General features: G+C 56.6%; 29 protein-coding genes. 11 read left to right on the plus strand and 18 right to left on the minus strand.

The features are described from left to right. Window position 1: 1 nt before the first annotated feature. The 4 genes from FYC48_RS08040 to FYC48_RS08055 all read right to left on the minus strand — a co-directional run bounded on the left by FYC48_RS08040 (window position 2) and on the right by FYC48_RS08055 (window position 4,774). On the minus strand, window positions 2–517 hold the full coding sequence (locus tag FYC48_RS08040) for a hypothetical protein (protein ID WP_149496198.1): 516 nt from the start codon (window positions 515–517) through the stop codon (window positions 2–4). A 177-nt stretch (window positions 518–694) separates the two neighbouring features. Then, complete coding sequence (locus tag FYC48_RS08045; RefSeq protein ID WP_149496199.1) at window positions 695–2,974, minus strand: phage major capsid protein; 2,280 nt, start codon at window positions 2,972–2,974, stop codon at window positions 695–697. A 6-nt stretch (window positions 2,975–2,980) separates the two neighbouring features. Continuing rightward, window positions 2,981–4,492: a phage portal protein gene (locus FYC48_RS08050; RefSeq protein WP_149496200.1), complete on the minus strand. Its 1,512-nt coding sequence runs from the start codon at window positions 4,490–4,492 to the stop codon at window positions 2,981–2,983. Window positions 4,493–4,576: 84 nt separating this feature from the next. After that, window positions 4,577–4,774, minus strand: a complete 198-nt coding sequence (locus FYC48_RS08055) for a hypothetical protein (RefSeq protein ID WP_149496201.1) — start codon at window positions 4,772–4,774, stop codon at window positions 4,577–4,579. A gap of 508 nt (window positions 4,775–5,282) precedes the next feature. Here FYC48_RS08055 and FYC48_RS08060 point away from each other — a divergent pair. Genes FYC48_RS08060 through FYC48_RS08100 form a run of 9 tightly spaced genes read left to right on the plus strand, consistent with a single transcriptional unit; the run spans window position 5,283 to window position 12,694 of the window. Continuing rightward, window positions 5,283–5,606, plus strand: coding sequence for a hypothetical protein (locus tag FYC48_RS08060; RefSeq protein WP_149496202.1), 324 nt, complete (start codon window positions 5,283–5,285; stop codon window positions 5,604–5,606). Then, window positions 5,587–6,081 carry a hypothetical protein gene (locus tag FYC48_RS08065; protein WP_149496203.1) on the plus strand — a complete coding sequence of 165 codons (495 nt, stop codon included), beginning with the start codon at window positions 5,587–5,589 and terminating at the stop codon, window positions 6,079–6,081. Before FYC48_RS08060 ends, FYC48_RS08065 begins: the two co-directional genes overlap by 20 nt. After that, window positions 6,071–6,586, plus strand: a complete 516-nt coding sequence (locus tag FYC48_RS08070; protein WP_149496204.1) for a hypothetical protein — start codon at window positions 6,071–6,073, stop codon at window positions 6,584–6,586. The genes FYC48_RS08065 and FYC48_RS08070 overlap by 11 nt, the downstream gene beginning before the upstream one ends. Next, window positions 6,583–8,073 (plus strand): C1 family peptidase, encoded by a 1,491-nt coding sequence (locus tag FYC48_RS08075; protein ID WP_149496205.1) that lies wholly within the window; start codon window positions 6,583–6,585, stop codon window positions 8,071–8,073. The genes FYC48_RS08070 and FYC48_RS08075 overlap by 4 nt, the downstream gene beginning before the upstream one ends. Beyond that, complete coding sequence (locus FYC48_RS08080; RefSeq protein WP_149496206.1) at window positions 8,070–8,567, plus strand: fatty acid desaturase CarF family protein; 498 nt, start codon at window positions 8,070–8,072, stop codon at window positions 8,565–8,567. Before FYC48_RS08075 ends, FYC48_RS08080 begins: the two co-directional genes overlap by 4 nt. 59 nt (window positions 8,568–8,626) lie before the next feature. Then, window positions 8,627–9,127, plus strand: coding sequence for a hypothetical protein (locus FYC48_RS08085; protein ID WP_149496207.1), 501 nt, complete (start codon window positions 8,627–8,629; stop codon window positions 9,125–9,127). Between the two features lie 11 nt (window positions 9,128–9,138). Continuing rightward, entirely contained in the window at window positions 9,139–9,405 is a 267-nt protein-coding gene (locus FYC48_RS08090; protein WP_149496208.1) for a hypothetical protein, read from the plus strand. Beyond that, entirely contained in the window at window positions 9,402–12,224 is a 2,823-nt protein-coding gene (locus FYC48_RS08095; protein WP_149496209.1) for an SGNH/GDSL hydrolase family protein, read from the plus strand. Before FYC48_RS08090 ends, FYC48_RS08095 begins: the two co-directional genes overlap by 4 nt. Next, window positions 12,221–12,694 carry a hypothetical protein gene (locus FYC48_RS08100; RefSeq protein WP_149496210.1) on the plus strand — a complete coding sequence of 158 codons (474 nt, stop codon included), beginning with the start codon at window positions 12,221–12,223 and terminating at the stop codon, window positions 12,692–12,694. The genes FYC48_RS08095 and FYC48_RS08100 overlap by 4 nt, the downstream gene beginning before the upstream one ends. A 305-nt stretch (window positions 12,695–12,999) precedes the next feature. Here FYC48_RS08100 and FYC48_RS08105 read toward each other — a convergent pair whose 3' ends face one another. From FYC48_RS08105 to FYC48_RS08120, 4 genes are all read right to left on the minus strand, one after another. Then, window positions 13,000–15,162, minus strand: a complete 2,163-nt coding sequence (locus FYC48_RS08105) for a terminase gpA endonuclease subunit (RefSeq protein ID WP_149496211.1) — start codon at window positions 15,160–15,162, stop codon at window positions 13,000–13,002. Window positions 15,163–15,214: 52 nt separating this feature from the next. After that, entirely contained in the window at window positions 15,215–15,568 is a 354-nt protein-coding gene (locus tag FYC48_RS08110) for a hypothetical protein (RefSeq protein ID WP_149496212.1), read from the minus strand. After that, window positions 15,565–15,768: a hypothetical protein gene (locus tag FYC48_RS08115; protein WP_149496213.1), complete on the minus strand. Its 204-nt coding sequence runs from the start codon at window positions 15,766–15,768 to the stop codon at window positions 15,565–15,567. Before FYC48_RS08115 ends, FYC48_RS08110 begins: the two co-directional genes overlap by 4 nt. 217 nt (window positions 15,769–15,985) lie before the next feature. Further along, window positions 15,986–16,444 (minus strand): hypothetical protein, encoded by a 459-nt coding sequence (locus FYC48_RS08120; RefSeq protein WP_149496214.1) that lies wholly within the window; start codon window positions 16,442–16,444, stop codon window positions 15,986–15,988. 223 nt (window positions 16,445–16,667) lie between these two features. On the opposite strand from FYC48_RS08120, the gene FYC48_RS08125 reads away from it, so the two are divergent. Beyond that, the gene (locus FYC48_RS08125; RefSeq protein WP_149496215.1) at window positions 16,668–17,135 is read left to right on the plus strand and encodes a hypothetical protein; all 468 of its coding nucleotides are present in this window, start codon (window positions 16,668–16,670) and stop codon (window positions 17,133–17,135) included. Window position 17,136: 1 nt separating this feature from the next. Here the strand turns inward: FYC48_RS08125 and FYC48_RS27650 are convergent, their stop codons facing one another. The 3 genes from FYC48_RS27650 to FYC48_RS08135 form a co-directional block, all read right to left on the minus strand. Continuing rightward, window positions 17,137–17,304 (minus strand): hypothetical protein, encoded by a 168-nt coding sequence (locus FYC48_RS27650; RefSeq protein WP_160149391.1) that lies wholly within the window; start codon window positions 17,302–17,304, stop codon window positions 17,137–17,139. A 195-nt stretch (window positions 17,305–17,499) separates the two neighbouring features. Continuing rightward, on the minus strand, window positions 17,500–18,030 hold the full coding sequence (locus tag FYC48_RS08130) for a DUF2938 family protein (RefSeq protein WP_149496216.1): 531 nt from the start codon (window positions 18,028–18,030) through the stop codon (window positions 17,500–17,502). Continuing rightward, on the minus strand, window positions 18,023–18,553 hold the full coding sequence (locus FYC48_RS08135) for a cupin domain-containing protein (protein WP_160149392.1): 531 nt from the start codon (window positions 18,551–18,553) through the stop codon (window positions 18,023–18,025). Before FYC48_RS08135 ends, FYC48_RS08130 begins: the two co-directional genes overlap by 8 nt. A gap of 283 nt (window positions 18,554–18,836) precedes the next feature. Here FYC48_RS08135 and FYC48_RS08140 point away from each other — a divergent pair, with 283 nt between their 5' ends. Continuing rightward, the gene (locus tag FYC48_RS08140) at window positions 18,837–19,250 is read left to right on the plus strand and encodes a helix-turn-helix domain-containing protein (protein ID WP_149496218.1); all 414 of its coding nucleotides are present in this window, start codon (window positions 18,837–18,839) and stop codon (window positions 19,248–19,250) included. 134 nt (window positions 19,251–19,384) lie between these two features. On the opposite strand, the gene FYC48_RS08145 is transcribed toward FYC48_RS08140, so the two are convergent. The 7 genes from FYC48_RS08145 to FYC48_RS08175 form a co-directional block, all read right to left on the minus strand. Continuing rightward, the gene (locus tag FYC48_RS08145) at window positions 19,385–19,684 is read right to left on the minus strand and encodes a hypothetical protein (RefSeq protein ID WP_149496219.1); all 300 of its coding nucleotides are present in this window, start codon (window positions 19,682–19,684) and stop codon (window positions 19,385–19,387) included. Further along, window positions 19,653–20,102 (minus strand): hypothetical protein, encoded by a 450-nt coding sequence (locus FYC48_RS08150; protein WP_149496220.1) that lies wholly within the window; start codon window positions 20,100–20,102, stop codon window positions 19,653–19,655. The genes FYC48_RS08145 and FYC48_RS08150 overlap by 32 nt, the downstream gene beginning before the upstream one ends. Window positions 20,103–20,125: 23 nt before the next feature. After that, window positions 20,126–20,563 carry a hypothetical protein gene (locus tag FYC48_RS08155; RefSeq protein WP_149496221.1) on the minus strand — a complete coding sequence of 146 codons (438 nt, stop codon included), beginning with the start codon at window positions 20,561–20,563 and terminating at the stop codon, window positions 20,126–20,128. A gap of 63 nt (window positions 20,564–20,626) precedes the next feature. Continuing rightward, window positions 20,627–20,908 (minus strand): hypothetical protein, encoded by a 282-nt coding sequence (locus FYC48_RS08160; RefSeq protein WP_149496222.1) that lies wholly within the window; start codon window positions 20,906–20,908, stop codon window positions 20,627–20,629. Window positions 20,909–20,974: 66 nt separating this feature from the next. Next, window positions 20,975–21,334, minus strand: coding sequence for an Acb2/Tad1 domain-containing protein (locus tag FYC48_RS28110; RefSeq protein ID WP_200836563.1), 360 nt, complete (start codon window positions 21,332–21,334; stop codon window positions 20,975–20,977). A gap of 91 nt (window positions 21,335–21,425) precedes the next feature. Further along, window positions 21,426–21,848, minus strand: a complete 423-nt coding sequence (locus FYC48_RS08170; RefSeq protein ID WP_149496223.1) for a hypothetical protein — start codon at window positions 21,846–21,848, stop codon at window positions 21,426–21,428. Between the two features lie 59 nt (window positions 21,849–21,907). Beyond that, entirely contained in the window at window positions 21,908–23,020 is a 1,113-nt protein-coding gene (locus FYC48_RS08175; protein WP_160149393.1) for a hypothetical protein, read from the minus strand. Window positions 23,021–23,039 lie beyond the last annotated feature (19 nt).

Below are 23,039 nucleotides of genomic sequence, written 5' to 3' on the forward strand. Positions count from 1 at the left end.
ATTACAGTCCCAAGGATTCGACCGCGGCAGTGTTTTGTTCGTCGCTAAGGAAGTCGGCCAGGTTGCCCGCATCGGCAAAGTGTTTGCGGATGTCGCCCAGCGTTTCAATTCCGCCCGCGGTTAGTGCGGCCGTGGTTTCATCATCGAGACCCAACGCGTCGACGGCGATGGCGTTGTCAGGATCCGCGTCGTCTGGCGTTCCGTCGGCGGTCGGATCGGCCTGCGGTTCGCTGGCCTCTGTTTTCGATTTGCGGCTGGTCGACTTTCGCTTCGTCTTCGCCGACGTCGTCTTTCGCGACGTCGTCTTTCGTGCGGTCGGCTGAGGGTTTGCTTCGCCGGATCCGGCATCGTCCGGTGGGGTTTCGTCCGACGGGGGTTCATCTGATTCGCCAGCGATAGCGATCATGTTTGCCATGCGCAGCGATGCGACGGTCCCAGCTGGCAATTGGCTGATGGGCGTCCCGGGTTTGATCTTCTTTCGATCGATGACGATTTCGGATTTGAGGACTTCTTTCATCGCTGGCTTTGGAGTTGTGAGTTGCTAGTTGCTGGAGGGAGAGAACGGCGGCCGGCAGGTGCTTCGTCAGCATCTGAAATTAGGATTAGCCGATTGGCGTTAGCCACGGTTTCGCTAACCGGGGCTAACGCCCGTCGGCTGATGAGTCGAACCCAAATCTTTGTTCTAGACGGATCACTACGCTTCGCTGCGGAAACGAATGATGCCGAGAGCCGCTAGGAACGCGAATCCGAAAATGTGCATCACGTCATAGTGATAGCCCCACCTGCCCTGGGTCAGTCGTGAGACGCGGACCATCGGAGCGCGGCTTGTACCACGTTGATAGACCCGGACCGCGACTTCGACGCTGTTGGTGGCAAGGTAGTGCGTCGTGACTGAACCGGTTTGGAATTCCTTGGTCATCGGGTGACGGGCACCGGCCGAGAGTCGAGAGCTTCCCACCGCACGGACGCCATAGTCGGCGATTGCGTTTTTGATGCCGTCGCCCCCATCTTCACCGATGGACGCGGATTGATAGATCTGCTTGCCCTTGGTCAACAGCTGGGTCGGCAGGAGTGCAAAACCGGCTTCGAAGTCCAGCGTTTCTTCGCCCATTGTCTGGCTCATCAACGCGGCGACGGCAAAGTCCGCGTTGTCGTGCGTCAACGGTTTTAATCCGTAGTCGGTTCCGTCGGTCGAATTGAACAACGCACGGCCCGTCGATTGCATCGTTGGGTTTGACAACAGGGTCGCATAGCCGAGTTTTTCCTCGGTGCGATAAGCTGCGGTTCCCATTCGCTTGGGGATCCGGTTGATGATGCCGAGGTTGTTGTCTTTCCAATCGTGGTAGCCGACCTCCTGTTCGCGTGTGAACATGTCGACGGCGATCGCTTCGTAGTCGGCGCCAATCGTGGTGTGTTCGGCGCGTCCGTTGCGTGGCGTGTGTGCCAGGTCCTCGGGCATGTCTTCGCGGAAACGTTGAACTTCCTTGAAGTCGTCGACTTCATCAACGCCGGTCCACATCGGCAGCGTTGCCGGTGCTTCTCGGTAGCCGAGCAACAACGATGCACCTACGGAAGCCTGGTAAACCTTTTGCAGGGTTCCCGAGCTGCTGGCCGCTTCCATCAACGCCCTTTCACCGCGAGGGATCGGCTTGCCATCGGCACGCAGGGCATCGATCGCCAGTTGTTTGTGGCTGACCGTTCCGTAGGCGTGTGCGGCTTCGAGTGCTTTCTGACGCGAATCGTCATTCAAGCCAGCCCGCAATTCCTTGGGGATCCCCATTTCGATCGCGGCGGGGTCCTGAAAGTGTTTTGAGTCCAACTTGTGACCGGCTTCTAGGAGGCAGGCGGCGGTCATCGCGTGGACGGTGCTGTTTTCGTCGCCCGAATGCGAGTGGATTGCGGGACCACGGGGGGCGCTGTTTCGATAGATGGTCAATTCGACTTCCTGGGCTTCCATGCCGGTTTCGATCGCGTGTGCCAGCAGATCAACCGATTCACCGTCGACGGTGATTTCTGGGCTTTTGTGCAAGGCGCACAATCGTGTGATCGTGCTGATGCGTTTCTGTTCGGCGGCGACGGCAGATCGCTGGGAAGCGACCAGGTCGATTTCGTCGTCCTGCGCTTCGACGCGTGCCGGGCCGTTGCCGGCTTTGATGTCGGCCGGTTTGCGCTGGGGCGTTTTGGGGTTGGACCGCGCAGGGCCCGAATCGCCGCTACCGTCGGAGTCGTCCGGATACTGGGCGTCGAAGGCCGCTTGCAAATTGGCGGTTTGTTCGGCAGAGATTTCGCCGGCATCGACGCCGCAGGCTTCCAGGAATTCTTCGAAGGTGGGAGGCATTTCGGTATCCGTTCCGATGGGAGAGAGTTCGGCGGCGATCGACGCGCGAGCGCTGGTGTCGCCGGCCGTGGTGACGAAACCGAAGCCGGTAAAGACACCGGCTCGGAGGAGTAGAAAAGGGCCTTTGATGCGTCGACCGTTGACGGTGACGATTTGGTTCTCTTGAATTGCTTCGATCTTGGTCTCGTCGGGCGAGCCTTCGACCGAGGTCCGCCAGATGTATCCGTTGCGGCTAGCGGCGACGATCTTTTCCCGTGATTCGCCGGGGACACTGAGCGGTCCTTCGCAGATCACGCGATTGTTGATTTGGTGGTTTTCAATGTGGCCAACGGGATCGGTGCGATCGTGTTGCCAGTTGCACGCGCTTTGTCCCGGTTGGAATTTCCAGCCCGCCAAGTCCAACACGACGCCGCGGCCGTAGTAACCGATACCGGACAAACGCGGCCGCATCAGTCCACCGCTGTAAACGATCGTGCGATAAGTCGGCGTCTTGGGTTCGTCGGTTTCATCGCCTCCCGCTTGCAGGTCGATCTCCGCTTCACCAGTGAGCCAAATCGTTTTCAGTGATTCGGGAAGTTTTGGTGCGGGTTTTCGACGTCTTGGTTTTTGGCGGGTGGGTTTGCGTGTTTTCGGCATGTCGCGTTATTGGTCCGAATCAGAATCGTCGTCGCTGGATTGGCGTTGCTTGTCGCTGGAGGGACGCGGTGACGGGGTGCGGATCCGGATCTTGTCTAATTCCGCATCACGCCGGCGTTGCTGGCGAATGTCGTCCCAGTGGGCTTCGGGATCGCGGCCGCGTTCGAGTAACGCTTCGTTTTTGGTCATCAGTTCCGCGTCGACGAGCGTGACGAGTGAGTCGGCATGCTTTTGTTCGTCGATGTGCGGTTGGCCGTCGAAGTACCAAACGTGATCTGGTAAATCGTCGGGATCGATCGAGCGGAATTCCGGGTACACCAATCGGGCATCGCGGAAGTACCAGCTGGCGATTTTGTCGAGTCCTTCGTTGCCGAGGTCGAAACGCTCGGTCTTTTGCATCGACCAGTAGGGTTGGTTGTCTGCGCGGACGGACGAATAGTTGTAGCCGGCTGCGGATCCGCGGCTGATGTTTGATGGTGCGACCTGGCCGCGGCCGGCTTCATCGATGATGGAGCCTTTGAAGTCCGGGTAGGTCGTGGTGGGTTGTTCGGCCTTGATCTGGCTGACCTTGTGACCTCGTGGGACGCCTAGAATCGTGCCGTGTTCGATCGGCATGGATTCGAGGGCTTCGAAGTCGTTGTCGTAGTCAGGGATACCGTCTTCACCGAGCGGCATTGATTGGGTTTCGAAGTAGGCGGCGATCGCGGCGGCGGTTTCGGCGGCGGTCAGTGATGCGAGCGACAGGCGTCGAGCTTGCGCGTACAGTGACAAGCTTTGGCACATTTCGCTGACGAAGCGGACCTGGTCACCACGTTCGAAACGCCCCCAATGAAACAAGTCGTCGGCGTCGATCGTGTCGGTGGCCAGGTCCGCATAAAACGTGTCACCCGGATGGGTGCGCATCATGGTGTAGCGGCTTGGTTCGCCATCGAGTGGGTCGATGTGGACACCACCGGTATAGTTTTCCTCTTCGCGTCCCATGGGATCATCGAAGTAGTCGCATTCGCACAGGCGGACTGAGGTTTTGACCTTGTTCTTGAGTCGCGGCGAGTATTGACGCAAGAACATCGATTCGCCGTCGACGCTGCGCATCACACGGCCGGTGCGAAGCTTGCGAGCCAGGTTTGTCACACGCATCCATTTCATCAACCGACGTTCGAGCAGTCGGTCTAGGTCGGATTCACCCGATTTGAATTGGACGCGTACTTCGCTGCCGATCAGGTCGTTGGACAGTGTCCACGCCAGGCCCTTGGCATAGCCGTTGTTGGCATATTCATACCGGGCGCGTTCGCGAATGCGTTTTCTGACGCTGGGGCTGTTGGCAGCACGGGCGGACAGTCCGTCCGCCATCTTCCAATGCTCTTCATTCCGGCCGCCATCGCTGGCAACGTCGTACAAGGCCTGGAGCGTCGGATGCTTGTTTGCGACCAGCGATTGGTATTCGCGTTCCGAGCGAACGGTGATGCGAAAGTTTTGCCCATGCTGGTCGACAATTTGGCTCTTGAAAGTCTGGCTCATCCTGAGCTTGAAAAGTACCGCGTCGGCATCGTGCCGGCAAAATTGGGAATCGTTCCCAGACGCGGTAAAGAGGGAGAGGCGTGATTAGGAGGCGCCAGGCATCCGAGCCTTGGCAAAGGCGAATCCGAATCCACGTCGCCTGAGCGATTTGGTCGATGCGATTCGCTCTTCCGCATCGAGATGGTCTTTTAACGAATGTTCAACATTGGTGGTCCCATCGACGGTGGTCTGTTTCGGCGCCGCCGCGGCTTGGCGGAGCGAGTCTTCGGTGGCTTGATCCATGCATCGACGATACCAGCCGCTCCGATGTTTGAGGGTGGAAGGATTTACAAACGAGCGGCAATTTTTTCATTTGTAAAACGATGAGCCTACGTCGGATGCGGGTTTCCGCGATGTTTTGCGGCATCTTCACTACGTGATGGCTTTTACAAAACGAACGAAGTGACCAGGTTTGTAAACCGCGATGAAAGGGATTCACGAGCGAGGTGGTATCGTGAGTTCCGTCGGAAGCATTGACGGGGTGACAGTCAGGTCGCAGTTGCATTCCTTCCATGATCGCGATCGCATGACTTGCGATGAACATGGATCACGGCGGTTTCTTGCCGACCGCCAGCACGTCATTGAGCGTGTCTTGTCTCGCTTGTCTTTCTCTTGCTCGTTCTGAGCTCGCCCACCATCAAGATGAGCCCACCGAAGCAGCTATGTCCCGATCGGTCGCCCCGTCGATGCAACCAAGTTAGTTCCCGTTTTCGAATGAATGTTCGTTGAGTCACCCGAGTCCGGATCCCCGATGTCCAAGCAACCCAAGTCCCTTGGCCTGTATTCGTGGTTGAAGTTCGATTCACGCAAGCAAACGCGATTGATCGGACGCGACCTGTATATGACGAAGGCGTTGAGTGTTTGGGCGTCGCTTGAGGACAGTGAAATCCGAGCGATCGCAAAACAAAGGTTGGTCAAACGTCACGCGTTTCGTGGCGTCACTAAATCGATCTGGATTGCGATCGCCACGCGTTTGATCACCGAGCTGATCAAACAGTGGGTGATCAACAACGTGTTCACGCCATCGTTTACCTACCAACCCAACGAGCCAGGGTATGAATCAAGTTCCAAGTGAAGTCCGGGGCTGGCGATTGTTGATCGGCTATCTGGGCATCATCGTTTTCACGTTCTGGTTTTTCACCGGGCGTGTCTTTAACCCGCTGTCCGGGGCGTTCGTCGCGATGGCCGGTGGATCGGCGGAGGCACCGGTCTACGGTGACCCGTTGTCGGATGTCGCCGACATCTTGTCCGCGATCGCTTATGTCATCGGCACCGTTTTGTGGTGGACCTTTTTCAAGGGCTATCGCGTGGCGTCGAGTCTGACGGACATGATCGCGTCTCGATTGCGTCAGTCACGTCAAGTGACCGATGACGCGGTGTCGTCGAACGCAAACGCCGACGCTGGGGATTCGGCAGCGGATCCGGATCCGCTGGAAGCGGTCATCCTGCGGTTCGATGAGGCCGCCAGAAAGGTCGATGTGACCGCAAAACGAGTCGATGAATTCGAGGCCCGAATCATCCGTTTAGAAGAGGCACGACATGGACAGTGAATCAACAAAAGCCATGGCGGAATTGCTGCGATCGATTCGTAGTCAACCATCATCCAGCCACGTGACGCGTGAGCCGGTCGCGATGCGATTGGTTTGGCCAATCGCGTTTGTCGTGGTCGCGATCTCGGCGATCATCATGCTGCCCGGACGGTCGATCGGTCCACAGCCAGGTCCGGAGCCAGGTCCGGAGCCAACGCCAGTGGTGGCCGATGTCGCCGAGCTGACCGAGTCATTGTGCGCGAAGTACATGGCGGCGATGGCGGAGGGGCAAACGTACCTGGCAGAGGAAGTCGCGGCCGGTCGTGTTGCCAATCAAGAGCAGTACTTTGCGATGAGCAAAGCGCTTTCCACGGCGGCACGCAAGGATGCGTTCATGCCGCTGTCAGATCATGAGAACGTGGCCATGCCACACAACCCGATGGGCGATTGGGACGCGAGCCAACGCGAAACTGTCGTCCGTCACACCCAGCAAGTAGCGGAAGGATTCCGGAGGGCATCGCAGTGAGCGAAGAAAAACCAAGCCAGGAACAGGACGTCGCGTTTGACGAGTACTCGCACTTGGTCGGCGGATTTGATCCGGACCGCGAAGATCGTGAGCAGCTGGAGCAAACGAAGGCTGAACCGGTGGTGTTGATGATGGGGGATCTGCCCGAGGAGGTTGACCCGCGAAATCATCCCGAGGCCGGCAAAGGTTTTTTGCGAGTCGAAAATCAGGGATCCATCGGTAGCTGCCAAGGCAACGCACTGACCGATTGTGCCGAGTTTTGTTTCTTCCTGGTCACCGGAAAGGTGGTGCAGTTCAGCCGGATGTTTGCGTACCTGGTTTCGCAAATGTTTGATCGGTTGCGCGGCGATCGCGGAAGTTCGCTGAGTGCCGGCACGAAGGCGGCAAAGGAAGTCGGATTCTGCCCCGAGGATGACGCGCCCTATCCGAACAGTTATCCCGGTTGGGGTTGGGTGACGGACAAGATGCGAAAGCTGGCGGAGAAAGCCCGCTTGATGTCGCACACGTTGCCCAAATCGGCGATGGAGTGCAAGCAGTTTCTGGGGTCCGGGCTTGGGGTGCTGCAGATCGGCATTTCCTGGGGGCCCGCCATGCAGCCAGACAAGTACGGCTGCATTCGCAAGTTCTTTACCACCCGGCGTGATGGCGGGCATAGCGTCGTGATCGTGGGTTACGTCACTGATGCGACCGTCGGACAACGCAGCACGGCCGGGTATTGGTTCTTGGTCAAGAACAGCTGGGGGCTGCGATGGGGAATCAAGGGGTACGCGTATTTGGATCCGGCAGCAGTCGACCAAATGCTGAAACATCCCTGGACGGTGATCATTGGCCGTAGCGATATGGAGACACCGACGCCGAGACCGATTCGCGTTGATTTCACAAAGCAAAGTCGATTCGGTCGCACCTCGATCGAACTAGTGATCGCGGCGGCGATCGCGATCACGTTGGCCGGTTCGGTGATCCATGCCGGGCCGCCCAGTTGGTTCTCGCCAGATGTGACCGAGCAGGCGGATGTGACTGAGCAGGCGGATGTGACTGAGCAGGCGGATGTGACTGAGCAGGCGGCCAGTTATCGAGATCTCGAGAACAACCCCGCGAAGGGCATCCAGCCGGTCAGTTGCGATTGTGATTGCCAGGCGAAGCTGGATGGGTTGGCCAAGCGGATCGCAGAGCTGGAGCGTGAAGTTGCGTCGATACGATCACGATTGGTTGAAAAGGCGCCGCCACGAGTGACGAAGCAAGCCGAGCCCCGGGTGGTCGTGACGATGCGCAGTTTCAAAGATGGGGAATGCCCCGCATGTGCTAGGTGGATGATTGCCGAAGCACCTAAGTTGCGAGCCAAGGGAATTGAGGTTTTCGAAGTCAAAGACATCGAAGGCGAGCCGGCACCGCAGTTGGAATTCAGCGTTGACAATCAAACGTTCCAGTTGAAAACCGGTTACTTCTTTGCCGAACAGATCCTCAAGACGATCGACACGAAGCGATGATCTGGATTCAAATTCTTGCCGCATGGTTGCTGGCCGATTTTATCACCGGTGTTTTTCATTGGTTCGAGGATCGTTATTTAGACGATACCCAGTCGCTTGAATTCGCACGCGGATTGGCGACGGACAATCAATTGCACCACGAACGCCCGACGGCAATGTTGTTGTCGACGCATTGGCAAAACATGCGATCGGCCGCAATCGTCGCTTGGCCACTTGCCATGCTCGCGTGGTCGATGGGAGCGCCGGTGTGGTTCTGGTTGGGATTGGCATTTGCAGCGTTCGGGAACCTGGTTCACCGATTTGCACATGAGCCGAGACGAAAGCTACCGCGGTGGATTCGCGGCCTGCAGGAGTTCGGATTGTTTATCAGTCGCGAGCACCACGATTCGCATCATCGCGAAATGGGGCGGCTGATCCCCAAGAGCCGGGCGGCGATCGCGTATTGCCCTATGACCGATTGGGTCAATCCGCTGCTGGACCGCGTCCAATTCTGAGCTCGGTTGGAATCGTTGTTGCGGATGATCGGAGTACGGACCGTCGGAGATCGGTTTCAATGATCGGACAAGTTGAACAAGGCGTTGATGCGCTGGTCAAGGTGACCGATGGCCGAAGCGAAATTTTTGTCGCTGGCGTGCTGTTGTTCGTTGGGGCAATCCTAGCGGTGTTCTTTTCATGGAAGTTTCGGACCGACGCGATCGAACGCGAAGACCGCAGGGAAACCGAGCGACAGAAGATGGAAAAAGAGCGTTCGGCGAAAGAAGAACAGCGGATGCAATCGATGATTGATCACGCTAATTCGATGGCTGCTCGCAACGCGGATCAGTTGGACGTGTTGTGCGGTGCGATGGATCGAACATCGCGATGCATGGAATCAATGGCCAAGACATCCGCCAACATGGAGACGGCGGTCCTGGAGTTGTCCGAGCAACAACGCAAAGATCGTTCGGCAATTGGATCCATCATCGACGCGACCGAGCTGGCACATCGCGGTGAATCGGATCGGTTTCAGGATGCGATCCGCGATGCGCGAACGGCCCTGCAGAGTAGCAATTGAATCAGGAACCGATGATCGCCCACCTGCAACCAACGATTTACGAGCTACGGATCTTTGAAGATGGTGGCCAGTACCCGCACGATTCACCGATCGCGGTCGCGATGGTTGCGGTTCGCGATCACGGAAAAACGGCCGAAGTACGGATGGCAATGACTAAACGCCGGATGCGGCCGTTTGAGACTCGCCGGCTGGTGTTCGATGCACTGCGTGCACATGGATTTTGCCGCTGCATTTGGGATCGGGGCGGCGACACTGAACCGGAGTTGATTGAACTATGACTATTTATGTGTCCACATCTGGCAACGATAGCAACCCAGGAACGATCGGATCCCCAAAGCGTGCGATCGCGGCGGCCATCAATACAGCCAGCAGTGCTGGAGATTCGCACGTGATCGTAGAGTCCGGTACCTACCGAGAAGGCAGTACCTACGGGTTAGACGTGCCTAGCATCAGCCTCGACATCACGGTCACCAGTGACACTGACGACTACGACGATGTGACCATATCACCCGGCACTGACAATGCCTCTACGGCACTTAGGTGCGCGCAGAACATGTCGCATAAGCTGACATTGCGGGGCATTACGCTTGCTCCGCACGGGGACGCTGACGCATTCAACTTCGGAACGGTTTTTTTGCATCAGAATGCAGGCAAGATTCGGTTCGAGAACTGCCACATTGCACACACCGGCGTAAACGATGAAGCCGTCGAAGCCCGAACAAGCTGGTCCGGCGTTGACGCAGTAGCAGAGTTCATCGACACGAAGATCACGGGCGGCAAAAGTGGTAACCCGCTTGTCAATTTCTTCGGCTCATCTTCCGCGACTCGGCGGGTCGTTTTCGAAGATTGTGAAGTCATTCACGGGGGCGATTCTGCAGCCATTCAATGTGCCAATGTTGGCGACGTAACCGCAAGCGGTGGTGACAACGAGACCATCATCCGCCGTGGAATCTGGAAAACAACGTCGGGGAGCTACGCGATTCATATCGGCCCGGTCGATGCAGCACAGCCAACATTCAACACGTTCGATTACCTGATCGAAGACGTGAAGATCTCTGTCAACGAGGTCGCCGGTGCGCATGGACTGCTCGTTGGTGGTGGCGTTAGCAATTACGTGTTACGCAGGGTTGCGGTGGGAAATGCACCTAGCGGTGCTGACACTTGTTACGGGATCGTTGACAAGGGCCAGAATGGGCTACATGAAGACTGTGTCTACATGGTTAGCAACGCGGGTTCCTTCGGCTGTGTCTTACTAAAAGGCGCAAAGAACGTTCGCTACGAACGGTGCCTCATGACAGTACAAACCGGTGGCGTCATCCGAACGGCACCGGGTTCGAGACTGGGAGGTGCTGGCCTGAACCAGGATGAGACTGAAGAAATCACGTTCAGCGATTGCACTCTCATCGCCGCGAATGACGTGGCTACATCGCAGTTGTTCCTGGAGATGAGCGATGCCGACACTCACAACATTAGCTTTGAGAACTGCCGGCTGATGGGCAATGCTGATGGCTTGGGCGCGGCTCCGCAAACCGTCTGGCCGTTATCAGGCGAAAACGCAAACACGTGGTCGCGTACTGCCGCCGTAGAAGGTGCTACTGGAGGCATTGAAGATCCGCCGGCATTGCCCGCCGAGGCCGCAGTGTTAGCAAACGTAGAGTACGGGTACGCGAGTGATCCTCGCACCGGATCACTCGCAGTGGGAGGAGTAACAGGATTTTCCGCTGCAGCGCTTAGCGAAATACTAACTGCGATGGGGCTAACTGAAGGATCACTTGATTCGAAACTAGGCAGTGTGGGTTCAACGACGAGTAAAGTCCTGGTGGCTGTCGATAGCATTGCGAAATCAACCAACCTTTCGGACACCCCTCTTGCCACACTGACAGCTAATGGCGGCGTAGATCAGGCTGCCTGGCAGATGGATACTTCGGTCTCCGAAGGCGCGTCCGGCATTGGCAGAACATTTTGGCAAGTTGGTAATTCGCAACGCGTTCGCCGCGTTGGAAAGCTGGTACAGGTGCAGCTACAAACTGCCGCGGTGCACGATTTTGGTGTCCCCGCAAAGATCAAGGTATTTCGATCTGGATCGGTTGTATCGGAATCAGAATGGTTCGATCTAAGCGACTCTGCCGGAGTTCGCCAAGTGATTGACTTAGTTACACCAATTGGTGTCCAAGTTGGCGACTATCTTGGGATCTATGTTTCCGACGCCGGGGCGGGAGATGCATCTGGTCTGGCTCTGACGAATGCGGCAGGCGAATCCGTCAAGTATGTCGACGGCGATGTGAATTCGGACGCAGTGTCGGCAACGCTCACCAATTACTCGATTAATCTTGCTGCTATGAGTATCGCGCCTCGACTCGCGATCACTGGCGACTCGATCGCAGAGGGTCACAATGGTGCAAGCGACTACCACGGTTTTCTTCATACCAGCAGTACACCTGGAGGTAATGAGGCGAGCGAGATTGGGCATGCGATTCGGAAAATCAAGGGGGACGCATTTGGGTACGAAAACCATGCACTGGGATCGCAAACTTTTGCATGGGTCCGATCGACCGGTGTGCCTTCCGCCGTGGCATCGCGGGCGCCGAATATTTTGATTCATTGCGGCGTCAACGACATCGCTCAGTCGCGGGAATGGTCGGACGTTGAGGCAGACCTAGACGCGATCCGCGCCGCAGTGCCAGCAAGCACGGCCCTGTACATAAACGAAATCCTACCGTGGACAGCGGGCAGCGACACACAAGCCGCGACGATCCGCGATTGGAACACCCGGCTTGCTGTGTGGTGCGATGAAAACAACGTATTGCTAATTCGGTGCCACGACGCGATGGGCCAAGTACGTGGAACCACTGGCGAAATTGACGATTTAGCAACCCAATACAATCAAGATGGCGTGCACCTTACCGAAGCCGGTGTAAACAAGATCGCCGAAATTGTTTCGTTCGTGCTTGCCGGTTCCGATATCGAAAGCTTGGGGCAAAAGATTGACGAAGTCGCCAACAGAACGAGCAAGTCTGCGATTCGCCAAAGCATTGGTGGCCGTTGGACCGACGAAGATGGCAAGACATTCGATTTGGAGATCACCGATACGCCATGAGTTTTGCGGATGTGTTCGGACAGGGGACGTCGGGTAGTGATCCCGCAGAAATTGCCGCTGCGATTATTGCGGAGCTTGGCGATCGACCGATCGTGGTGACTCGGAAGTCGCCCCAGTTCGATCCGAAGCAGGCGAAGTTTCGGTTGGTCGTCGGCGACGATTACTTGGTCGCGAATCATCGCCAAACATCGTTTGCGGTGGATTTTGATCGGACGCCGACTCCAGCTTGGACAGTTGAGGTCGCTGCGAAAGACAAGTACGGCAATCAGTTTGCCGGCGTCGGATCAATCGATGCGAATCCGGATCCAGAATCGGATTACATGATCACAATCCAGTGGCCCAGGGCGGACCTAATCCCAATGGATGCAACCGCCAACGGTGTGTGGATGGCTCGCGTGAAAGACGCCGAGGGCAACCAACAAACGGAAGTGTCCGGGCCGATTACCGTGGCGAATAGTTCGATCGATTAAGTTTTGCGCGCCCGACGCGTGAAGCAAACGCTGCCTACAATCAATACTACTCGATCCCCAAAGGAGGCCATTCATGGCCAAATTTTTGAGATCGGGCTAAAAACCTCGGTCACGAGGCCCACGGCACCTGCCCGATGGATTGACAGCGAATCCTGAAAGGTGAATCACACGTGGTTTCGTGGCGAGGCAAGGCATGGGGCCAGCCGGTGCGTTGTCGACCGGCTGGCTTTTTCTAACGAAACAAAATTCGGGCGATGTCGACTCAACCGTGGCCGGCGCCGATCGGTCAACCCTTGGAGAGTGGGCTAGCGATCGCGTTTCTTGTTCTTCATCGCGGCACGTCGCTCGGCAAGCGTGGGTTTGCGTTTCTTGTTGGCCGATGCATCGGCCTGGGCCTTGTTGCTGATGCCGGGGATCGATTTTGGTTTCCCACCGGATGTTTTCTTGTCGCCCGGGATGGTGATGCCGGCGATGCTGGCGGCGACGGCCGCCATCCGCTCGGCGTCTTTCCAGTGGTTTTCGCAACCGGGTTTTAGCGACCATTCGAAAAGCTTGCGGCCGCGTCCGTAGGTTTCGGTCGCAGTTTCCGCGGACAGCTGATCGGATAGCATGCGGTTGAGCGCATGCGGGGCTTTGTACAACGACCAAGACCCGGGGGTGCCGATCGGCGTGGCCCATCGCATGGCCATCCGTGTGGCCCAATCGTTGGTGTCGATCATGACGTGGCGTGATTGATCGGTACCGATGACGGTGGGCATTTTCCATCCGGGGCCACGGCGTTCGCCAGGCTTTCGCCGGGTGACGGCCCAGGGAGTGCTTTTGGAAGTGACGCCGACGCCCTTTGCCGGCAGGACGGCCAGCGGCGACGATCGGCAGAAGGATTGAACGACGCGGGTCAGGTAGCCATCGTCGATCAGGCATAGCTCGAGCTTCAACTTGCGTGAACGATCGGCGGTGTAGACGTCGCGATCGAACAGACCACGCGTCAGCGTTTCGAGGGCGATTCGTAGTGCGCCCTCGGGACGGCCGTCGCCGGTGACGTCCATCATTGTGCGGCCGCCTTGTTCGACCTGGTTTAACGTGAAGTACGGCCCCAGGGCGGGTTGCTCGGGCCAGACGCCACGGTCGACCACGTATCCGGTGAAGTCTTCGGTGACGGCGACGATGTACCACCACAGCGATGACATTTGGACGTCGATTCCGCAAAACATTCGCGTGGCGTCGTCGGGCACGGTGCCGCGGCGATGCGTGTATTGCTTGATGACGATTTCGTCGCTGGATGGAATGTGGATCCCGGTGACCGACGCGTTGTTGTCTTTGGGATTGTTCTGATACTCGGCGTCGAACGTATCGGGATTGTCGGATCGCAAACCGAACGCATGCTGCAGCGCACTGATTTCGTGTGGGTACTTGCGAGCTTCCCAGCTGGCGCGTCCGCCCTTTTCAATGGTCTTTTGGTGCTTGCGATAGAACGCGGTCGCTTTGGGGTGATCTTCGATTCCCTGGGCCAGTTCGCCGGCACGGATTTCCAGATAGGTTTCCAGTTTTTCGAGTGCGGTTTTAGCGGTGGGCCACTTCTCGACCAATTTGAACACGTCCGCTCGCCACTGGGGATAGAGCGTTCGATTGGACAGGCGTGATGCACTGTCGCCGTGCCGAATGATGGTGGACGACGCTAGGCCGGCGATCTTTTTGCCGGGGCCGCCTAGACCCATCACGGCGCCGTTGAGTGTCAGTTCGCGAGTGCTGCACTGGACGTCGCTGCGGGCGGAGGCGTCGGTTTGAAAGTCGTCGATCAGGAAGCAGTCGGGACGCTGGGTTTTGCCGCTTTGCGCGTTGACCTTGGCCATTCCGCGGATACGGCCCAGGATGCCGGCACATTTGATGACGGCGCCGGCCGCGGCGGATCCTTCGACGGCCGGGAAAACGATTTCTTTGGTGGTCCACGTGATGTGGGTGCGTTTTCCGCCGCAGGTTTGCCCCTTGGCTCGCTGGTTGATTCCCTCGAGCGCACGGATCGGGATAGCGATTTCGGGAAAGTCTTCGGCGAGTCGCTGGTTGGTTTCCCATTCGGCGATCAGGATTTCGGCCAGCTCCTCGGCGGCGGATTCTTCGGCGGCGATCAGCGCGATGAAGTTGCGATAACCGTAGCTGATACCCCAGTTGGTCGCCCGTGTCAGCATTTGTGTTTTGCCGCTGCCCCGCGGCATCATGACACATTTTCGCCCACCGTGAAGGATTACGTTTTGGACGTCCGCTAAGAACGCGATGTGATTGGGCGACCAATCCAGGGCAAAGGTTTCGGGGTAGTACGTTTTCAGATACAGCGGCAAATCTTTGCGACACCGATCACGACGTTGCTTGTTCTTTGGCGGCGGGATGCTGCCGATGTCGCGCCCCTTTTGCGATTGTTCCTTTTGTCGCTCGGCGGCTCGTTGCTTGTGCTGATCGTATCCGTGATCTGTCATTGGGAGAGTTGCTAGATGCTAGATGCTAGAAGCAAGAGGAGAGAGGCGATCGCTAGAACGGGATGTCGGCGTTGCGATCGTTGGTGATGACTTCTTGCACCTGGCGTCGGAGCTCGTCACGTGATTCGACGAGATCGCGGATGGTGTCGTGGCAGTTCGCGAGTTCGCGGCTGATGCCTTCGTTTTGGGTTTCCAATGCGATGCAGCGATTGCCGGCGTTGTTGGCCTTCTGACGCTCGTAAGAGCTTTCTTCGACGGACCTGTGATACGCACGGCGACAGTCTTCAATTTTCAACGCTTGGGAGGCATTGGCCTCTTTGATGGTTTGGATCTCGCGTGCCTGGCGACGGTTGAGGAACGCCAGGGCAGCGATCAAGACGATCGCGAAAAGGGGACAAAGGATCATGTTTTGATGACGCGTTTGATCACGTCTCCGGAGGCGGGGAAGAAATGGGAGTCCTGGACGCAGGTGATCGCGTCATCCGGATCGGTGGCGCGAACGGTTCGCTGGATCGATCTTGCATCGCCCGAGGGTTTTTCGATGACGACGATCCAGTTTTGATACTTGCGATGAGGGTTGGTCTGGGGCGTGGCTTGGTTTGGCATCACTTTTCGACGTCGCGTCCACATTCGGGGCACACCTGTTGCCGCATGACTTTTTTGCTTCGCCCGCAGCTGCAGTAGTAGTAGGTCAGCATGCGTTGGGTGCTGCCGGCCGTCATTTTTTTGCCGCAAACGCATCGCGGTCGTTGGTCCGGACGAAGTCGCGCGAACGTTTCCCGTCGGGTTTCGGATTCCCGGCCGGGTTGATTGATCACCGCAATCACGCGGGCGTTGCCTTGCGAAGGGTTTCGAAATCCAATCGATGGGGACGCGTGCAAACGCCAAGCTGGACGAGTCGATCGTTCAGCGTGTGGTTTTCGTCCAGATAGATGACGCCGGGATGCTTGGAATTCGCCTTGATCGTGTCTTCCCAGCCGCGGCGGCTGACGGGGCCGGGCGGCGGCGGAAGCCAGACGGTGACTTTTCCGCCGACACGACCGAGGAGTCGTGCAACGGTATGACAGGCGGTGATCGCGGCCGGATTGGATTGCTCTTCGAATCCCGGCATTTTGATCGACGCCGGCGGGGCGGCGACGTCCAACAGGGCGATGATCATGGCCCGGTTGTCGATCATGACTTCGACCAGGTCGGCGTTCAGGCCAACGTTGGTCATTGCTTTGCAGTGTCGCACATGACCGACGGGCGGCCGCTGAGCGGGCACGGTGACCCGTCGCAACATGATAGGCGTCTCTCTCCGAAATCCATTCGTCAGCGGCGTTTGCCAATGCCCACCTGGGCCGGCCGCCTACGCCAGTGATCGTACCACAGGAATAGTCGAATCCCGTAAATTCGGGGCTCGTTTGTAAAACAGCCCCCGTAATCGGGTGGGGCTCGCGTCGGGGTAGGCAAGATAGGAGAATGCAGCACGGATCATCCCTTGTATCAACCACGGTCTTTGGCCAATGACGCTAGCTTTTGCGATCGACGGACCGGCAAAAAACACGCAAATCCGCTTAGATGAGATGCATACGCGGGTCTTCGTCGCTGACCCGGATGACTTGCGATTCGCCATCGAACATGAAGCCCGACCGCTGCCAGTTGCCGAAACCTTCTACCACCGAAGACAATTTGCATTCGCTCAGTTTGATTGCCCGACCTATCGGATCGACGTGTCGGCAACCATCGCGACGGTCGATCCGACATTGAAACTGAAACGCCTTCCCAAGGGTGCGCCCCTGCAGGTTCACCGTACCGAAAAGCCAGTCCCGAACATTGCCACGGACTTTGATGCCTGGTGGCGTTTCACTTGTTTTCGGCTGGGCATCCAGAATGATCGCGACACCGCGATAGAGCTGCAGCGGGAAGCGGAATTCTTGGAAGCGTTGCGACGGGAGCAACGACGTGTCTTGTCACGGCTCAAGGGGAAGTAGGTCAACCGTTGCGTTGCCACGCCAGCTCTCGCTCTCGCTGTCGTTTTTCGGAGAGTTCGACCTGGAATTGGATCTCGTCGACCGTATCGATGCAGTATCGCCAGCCGCCGCGACATCGATAGTGCCGATGGATGACGTCGAAGTCGCTGGCGTTGCAGATAAGTTGCACGATGTTGTGAACGCGATCGCGATCCGGGCGGAGGACTCAAAGTGATCAAGAGTTGAATGAGCGGTAATGATCGGGGGCGAGTCCTTGGCCGTCGCGAGCCTTTGGGTTTGAAAGCGAACCAGTGCTCACGTACTGTGCCAGACCGGTTGGAAATTCAATAGCACAGATCACCTAATATTTGCGGTGCCCCTGTCGTTAGTGACCACTGACGAGCCCAATCTTATTCGCAGCGACGGCGGTGGCGTACAAGCCTATGCCGAATACGAGATGTGCCATAAAGCTCTTTGCGATAAGAATCGAAGGATGAGGCGTTTGGCAGGCTGCGACCCCAAGTCCGAAACACGGCCACATCAAAAATAGTGGAAACACCATTGTCGCAAGCCCCACAACTATCGCCGGAACGATGCTGGGTGATTCCAACCAGTGCGTTCCCCGCCAACAGAGAAGAAGCATCCCAAACATGCTCCCGATACAGTAGTGAGCCAACAGGCCAACCGATGACTCGCCATACACCGGCGGACTCGCGAAAATTGTAGGGTTAGTATGCACCAACTTGCCTTCAAGCATGTAGCCAATCCAGCGACCGAGAACCGCGAGATCCAATCCTGAAACTCTAAAGACAACTTTCAGAAATTTCCCCCAGATATCCATCATGGCGGTCGCGCCGAAACCAATGATCGAACCGGATAAAATAACGCCGATTGTTCGTGGAAGATTTTCAAGCATGGCCTTCTCCTTCCGATGACGTCGCAATGTTCGAATCACATGGGAGCGGAGCAGAAACTTTTGCAATCCCGTATTCCTCGGCCAACGTCGGGCATTGAATACCCGGACGAGACTCAACGTCCGAGGCTTTTGTGCCACGATCCACCACCTTTCCCGAACGCTCGATCATCTCTTCTACCCCCGCTGAACTATAAAGGAGAAGTGCCCTGGCGACGGCGTCTGTGTTGTTGCGGAAACCTCGTACTACCCCGGGAGGGCACGAAACGAAGTCCTCCTTATAGGCACGAAACTCTTTGTTCCCGAGATAGAACGAAAGGCAACCTTCGAGCACAAAGAATGACTCATCCTCGCGGTCATGGGTGTGGAACGGAGCGCCTTGGCCTGGTTCAAGTACCATTTCGATGGCCGAAAACCGCTGCTCCGTCTGGCTCCCTGACGCAATGATTCGATACAAGTTTCCCGCCGACACAACATGAATTCCCTCGGTTCTTTTCAACGTAATCGTATTCTGTCTCGTCTTCAAAACTGTCTCCTCTGGTGCCGAAATGATGTTGTTTACTAACCCGAAACACCTGTTCTCAGGCAGCTAAAAGCCGTTGATTCGCGTTGCTGGAAGTTATAGGTCCTCAAGTGCACTTGAGGTCAAGCATCGTTTGGTCTAATAATTATCAGAGATGATGAAATTTTCTTTCTCAACGCGGCTGTCTTAGCAGATGGCAAGTGGGTCTCCGTACTCGCGAGGTTCTGACAATTCCATTCTCAGTTCTTACTAATGGCGCGTTGGAGCATTTTTTTGAGAGGTAGACATGCTCGATATCGGTGAGGTCTCAAGGCAATCCGGGTTGCCTGCGTCGGCTTTGAGATTTTATGAAGAGAAGGGGCTTATCAAGTCCGTCGGCAGAAACGGCCTGAGGAGAGTTTTTGACGCCGGAGTCGTCGAAAGACTTCAGTTCATTGCATTGGCCCGTGCGGCAAGTTTTTCGCTTGCGGAAGTTGCCGAGATGTTTCGCACTGACGGTTCGTACGAAGTCAATAGAGTTTCATTGAATGAGAAGGCTGATGAGCTGGACCAACGAATAAAACAGTTGCGATCTGTGCGTGATGCACTAAGACATGCCGCAGAATGCCCATCTCCCAGCCACAAAGAGTGCCCAAAATTTCAGAAGCTGTTGCGTATCGCTGGCAGTAAACGGTTTCAGGATCGATTGCGAAATTCCTAAAACCGCGGCCAGCGCCGGTACTAATTCACCGTTGCCGATCCGTCGAAGTAAATTCAAAACCGCGATGCTAGAAACACCACGCGAGAATGTTGCGTGGATCGGCCGAACGTTTGAAGTGTTGCCAAATGGATGGCTCATGCTCGGACACCGTTTCGGTAGAGGTACTCGGCGGCTTGTTCTGGGTTGCAAAAGTTGTGTAGGTTGTGAAGTGACCACAACCAAGCGTTGCCGGTTCCCGGTTGGTCGATGGTCGGGTCAATTTCAAAGGTATCTTTCGTCGCTATGCAGAATGCCACGAACTGTTCAGGCCAGGGCTCGCCGGCTGATTCATCCCAGCACGATCCGGTGGCGCCGGTGAACAAGTCTTCGAGTCGTTGCAGCAATCGCGCCTTGGCTTCGGCTTCACGTTGCTGTTTCGTTTTGCGTTTGCTCATTGGGACCTCCTGTTTGATCAGTGATTGTGCCAGGCCAGCAACGGCCGGTTAGCCCTTCGAACAGCTTGGCAATCTCCCAGCGGAAATAGATGGTTCGAACGTGAATGCTGCGATAGGGTTCATCTTGATGGATCCAGCAAAACCACTTCCTCCAAACGCCCAAACGCTGATCCCAGGTTTCTTTGTGAGGGGCTAGGTCAATGCACAAATCGGAATGGCATGTTCCAAACGACGCATCTCGTTGGATGGTTTTCCAGCCAATCTCCATTCGGCGAACCGGCATACGGTCGTCTCGGCGATTGCCAACAATCCGAAACTCATGTTGTCTAAGCCACTCTTCGCTGATCGGTTGATCGATCCGGCCACAGGGGTCTCTTGGGTTTGGCCAGGTTGGCGATGCGATTTCGCGTTTGCTCATTGGGGGCACCTGTTTGATCAGTGTTATGCCGCGTCGGTTGCAGCCTTGATAGCGTCGCGGACGCCCTGTAACTCTTCGTTGGGGATTCCGTCTCGCACGGCCATCACGGATGCAATTGCATGATCCGCAGCACGACACGCACGAACCAGATCGTCAACGATCTTCGCACGCTCGCCTTCGGACGCGAAACGGTAGTCCTGATGCGTCGTTGCGTCGCTCATGTCAGCGCCGATTGTTTCGAGGCACTTGTCTCGCACGCGTACGGCTCCCTCTTTGTCTGCCGGATCGCGTCCCCAGGTCGTCGCGTGGGTCCTTTGGCTTTCGTGATCGTACGCCAGAATCACCACCCAATCCTTGCGGTAGTCTTCGCCAATCGCACGGGCCACGGAAACGGGAATCGCGGCATAACCAGCGGATGATCTGGAGATGCAGTCGTCCGGTTGGCTTGTGTTTTCATTCATGGCTTGCCTCTCTGCGATGGTTCGTTTGGGTCAATCAATTGAACTGTCCATTGGTTTGCGTTGCTACATCGATTCTTCGCTGGCCAGGCTCTTCCACCAATCGTCGCCTTGCCACGGTTCACGGTGGAGTAGGTCGATCGTGACGAAGCACTGGAACGTTTCGGCTCCATCGGGCAGCATGCAGAATTGTTGAGCGTTCATCCCTTCACGAAGGATGATCTGTCGCTCGTCGGGCGAGGTGAGGTGTTGCCGCAAATATCGCAGTAACAGTTCGTCACCGTCGCTGTTGCTGCAAAGGATCAGGCCCGGCCGGCCATCGTTTGTGACCATGTCGCGGAGTTCCATTGAGACATCCGTGGAGTGTTGAGGGTTGGTTTTCGTGTTTAAGACATCACAAGATCAGAGGGATGGCTATTCGCCGCTTTGGTCGTCAGTGTCGTCGGGAAGTTCGTCGCTGGCGAAGACGCGATCTTGATGATTGCCGGGCAATGGTTCGTTGGGATCGCCAAGCCGAGGGGCGGCCGATCTCGGGTCCAATGTTGTGTGTGCCCAATGGCGGGCAACCGGGTCGGGATGGCGTGCGATGGATGCGTTTGCCCAGAAGATCGCTTCTTCGATCCGAGATAACGCCGAAGATCTCTCTCGTGAGTCTGGACACGATTCCAGTAGGAGCTCGGCGAGCTCCTTTCCCTTGGACCGAATCGCGGCAAACTTGGCGACCTGGCCGGCTGTCGGTGAGTGGTAGGTGAAGTTATTGTCAACGTCGTACATAGGTTCTCACTAGGTTGTTTCAGTTCAAATTTCCAACGCCTTGGCAGGCAAGGCATCCACGTCGTAGCCGCGATCGGCAAAGGAAGTTGGCTCAGAAAAACACACCGAAGTATTTGGAAACGTCGATTTCAGAAGAGCACTTTAGATTCGCAAGTTCCTTTAACGCGGCGTCGACCTGCCGTGCTAGTGACAATGATTCGCTTGAGTCGAAGTCGACCACGTAATCAAGCCATGTGAGTGCGAGGAGTTGTTCCAGAAATGCTGTTTGATTTCGCGACCCGGGGCCTGTTGAATCGGTAAACAGAAGACAGAATTCAACACCTGAGTCGCCGAATGTTAATGCGCTAACATCAAGCCAGCATGCTCCGTCCGAAATCTGATTGACAGAGGTTTCAGTCATGGCGTGAAGCTTGACCAAGGCGTCGTCTTGGAAAACAAGATCGATCACCGGCACTTGCCGATCGCTCACGTGAAAGCAGATTTCAACTTCAAAGCTTTCTTGTTCATCAAGCATCTGTTGACTCCTGATCGGGTGGTTGAAAACAGGTTGATTCCATCGGAGATAGGTTCTCCCTAGGTTGAATGTGAGATTGAGTCGGCCCGGTGGTGCTCGATACGCAGGGTTCGATTGCCTACCGCGGCGACAAGGTCATCGAGGTTTTTTCGGGCGGTCGGTAGGTACTTCAAAACTCGCCTGAAATCTTGGCGACAAATCGTGGAAACAAACACTCCAACACGTGACCGGCGCACGGAGTGATCGGGCATCCGGGCGGCATACAGGCCGCAAGCGATCACGATCAACAAGTGGGCTTCGGTGGGGATGGCGATGATCGGTTCGGGAGCCGCCAGCTGGCGGCGGAACCACAGGGTCATCGCTTTGCAGTCGGCCAAGTCAGCAGGTCGCAACTGCGTAAAGACACCCCGAATCAGGTCGCCGGCGTCCAATCGATCGACAGGTTGATCGACCGCGTCGGCGATCTCCGGTTGCTGGATCACGTAGTCAGGAAGTGATTCCAAAATCACCGGCCCGGTTTCGGCATTGGTCGTCGGATCCGGGGCACCGTCAGATGGCGATCCCGTCAGTCCGCCAGGCGGACTGGTCGACGCATCCGGTACCGGAACCGAGTTGTTAGAGTTGTTAGATATATACGTGCGAATCCGCGACGCGGACTGGGGAGTCCGCGAGGCGGATTGATTCGTCCGCGTCGCGGATTTTTCCTCCTGTCCGCGAGGCGGACAATTGCGGGTCATCCGCGAAGATTTCGACGCCTGGCTTTCCTTCGCCCGGTCGATTTCGGCCCTCATCTCAACCGTGGGCAACTCGCCATTGAGCCACAACCGCACAGCGAAGCGGTTTAACGTGAGCTCGCCGAGCTTGCCCTCTAAGAATCCGGCCGCCTTGGCAACTGCCATGCACTTGTGAATGAGGGTCCGCCCTGCACGCAGCTCGCGTGACCAGTCTGCAGTCGACCAGTCAACCGGCGCGAGCTTTTGCAGGTCCCTGCTGCTCCCAAGTCTGGCACACACCATCACGAGCTCGCGCAGTTGTAGCTCGCTAGGTCCCATTTTGACCGTGTCCATCAACCGTTCAGTCGCACAGCGGACACCGGTGATGAATTCGGTCCGGTCCCGATCGAATCGATCGAGATCGAATTCCATTTGATTTGTAGATACGCCACGCGGCATCGTTCTATCCCTTCATCAT

It is taken from the genome of Roseiconus lacunae, from assembly GCF_008312935.1.
GTDB lineage: Bacteria > Planctomycetota > Planctomycetia > Pirellulales > Pirellulaceae > Stieleria > Stieleria lacunae.

Excerpts from the sequence above, each read along its gene's own strand:
- FYC48_RS08040 (WP_149496198.1), bottom strand. The coding sequence starts at position 517 with ATGAAAGAAGTCCTCAAATCCGAAATCGTCATCGATCGAAAGAAGATC.
- FYC48_RS08055 (WP_149496201.1), bottom strand. The coding sequence starts at position 4,774 with ATGGATCAAGCCACCGAAGACTCGCTCCGCCAAGCCGCGGCGGCGCCG.
- FYC48_RS08085 (WP_149496207.1), top strand. The coding sequence starts at position 8,627 with ATGATCGGACAAGTTGAACAAGGCGTTGATGCGCTGGTCAAGGTGACC.
- FYC48_RS08150 (WP_149496220.1), bottom strand. The coding sequence starts at position 20,102 with ATGAGCAAACGCGAAATCGCATCGCCAACCTGGCCAAACCCAAGAGAC.
- FYC48_RS08115 (WP_149496213.1), bottom strand. The coding sequence starts at position 15,768 with ATGCCAAACCAAGCCACGCCCCAGACCAACCCTCATCGCAAGTATCAA.
- FYC48_RS28110 (WP_200836563.1), bottom strand. The coding sequence starts at position 21,334 with ATGTACGACGTTGACAATAACTTCACCTACCACTCACCGACAGCCGGC.
- FYC48_RS08070 (WP_149496204.1), top strand. The coding sequence starts at position 6,071 with ATGGACAGTGAATCAACAAAAGCCATGGCGGAATTGCTGCGATCGATT.
- FYC48_RS08155 (WP_149496221.1), bottom strand. The coding sequence starts at position 20,563 with ATGAATGAAAACACAAGCCAACCGGACGACTGCATCTCCAGATCATCC.
- FYC48_RS08080 (WP_149496206.1), top strand. The coding sequence starts at position 8,070 with ATGATCTGGATTCAAATTCTTGCCGCATGGTTGCTGGCCGATTTTATC.
- FYC48_RS08170 (WP_149496223.1), bottom strand. The coding sequence starts at position 21,848 with ATGCTTGATGAACAAGAAAGCTTTGAAGTTGAAATCTGCTTTCACGTG.
- FYC48_RS08050 (WP_149496200.1), bottom strand. The coding sequence starts at position 4,492 with ATGAGCCAGACTTTCAAGAGCCAAATTGTCGACCAGCATGGGCAAAAC.
- FYC48_RS08140 (WP_149496218.1), top strand. The coding sequence starts at position 18,837 with ATGCTCGATATCGGTGAGGTCTCAAGGCAATCCGGGTTGCCTGCGTCG.
- FYC48_RS08175 (WP_160149393.1), bottom strand. The coding sequence starts at position 23,020 with ATGCCGCGTGGCGTATCTACAAATCAAATGGAATTCGATCTCGATCGA.
- FYC48_RS08160 (WP_149496222.1), bottom strand. The coding sequence starts at position 20,908 with ATGGAACTCCGCGACATGGTCACAAACGATGGCCGGCCGGGCCTGATC.
- FYC48_RS08145 (WP_149496219.1), bottom strand. The coding sequence starts at position 19,684 with ATGAGCAAACGCAAAACGAAACAGCAACGTGAAGCCGAAGCCAAGGCG.
- FYC48_RS08095 (WP_149496209.1), top strand. The coding sequence starts at position 9,402 with ATGACTATTTATGTGTCCACATCTGGCAACGATAGCAACCCAGGAACG.
- FYC48_RS08105 (WP_149496211.1), bottom strand. The coding sequence starts at position 15,162 with ATGACAGATCACGGATACGATCAGCACAAGCAACGAGCCGCCGAGCGA.
- FYC48_RS08100 (WP_149496210.1), top strand. The coding sequence starts at position 12,221 with ATGAGTTTTGCGGATGTGTTCGGACAGGGGACGTCGGGTAGTGATCCC.
- FYC48_RS08065 (WP_149496203.1), top strand. The coding sequence starts at position 5,587 with ATGAATCAAGTTCCAAGTGAAGTCCGGGGCTGGCGATTGTTGATCGGC.
- FYC48_RS08125 (WP_149496215.1), top strand. The coding sequence starts at position 16,668 with ATGACGCTAGCTTTTGCGATCGACGGACCGGCAAAAAACACGCAAATC.
- FYC48_RS08090 (WP_149496208.1), top strand. The coding sequence starts at position 9,139 with ATGATCGCCCACCTGCAACCAACGATTTACGAGCTACGGATCTTTGAA.
- FYC48_RS08045 (WP_149496199.1), bottom strand. The coding sequence starts at position 2,974 with ATGCCGAAAACACGCAAACCCACCCGCCAAAAACCAAGACGTCGAAAA.
- FYC48_RS08110 (WP_149496212.1), bottom strand. The coding sequence starts at position 15,568 with ATGATCCTTTGTCCCCTTTTCGCGATCGTCTTGATCGCTGCCCTGGCG.
- FYC48_RS08060 (WP_149496202.1), top strand. The coding sequence starts at position 5,283 with ATGTCCAAGCAACCCAAGTCCCTTGGCCTGTATTCGTGGTTGAAGTTC.
- FYC48_RS08120 (WP_149496214.1), bottom strand. The coding sequence starts at position 16,444 with ATGTTGCGACGGGTCACCGTGCCCGCTCAGCGGCCGCCCGTCGGTCAT.
- FYC48_RS08130 (WP_149496216.1), bottom strand. The coding sequence starts at position 18,030 with ATGCTTGAAAATCTTCCACGAACAATCGGCGTTATTTTATCCGGTTCG.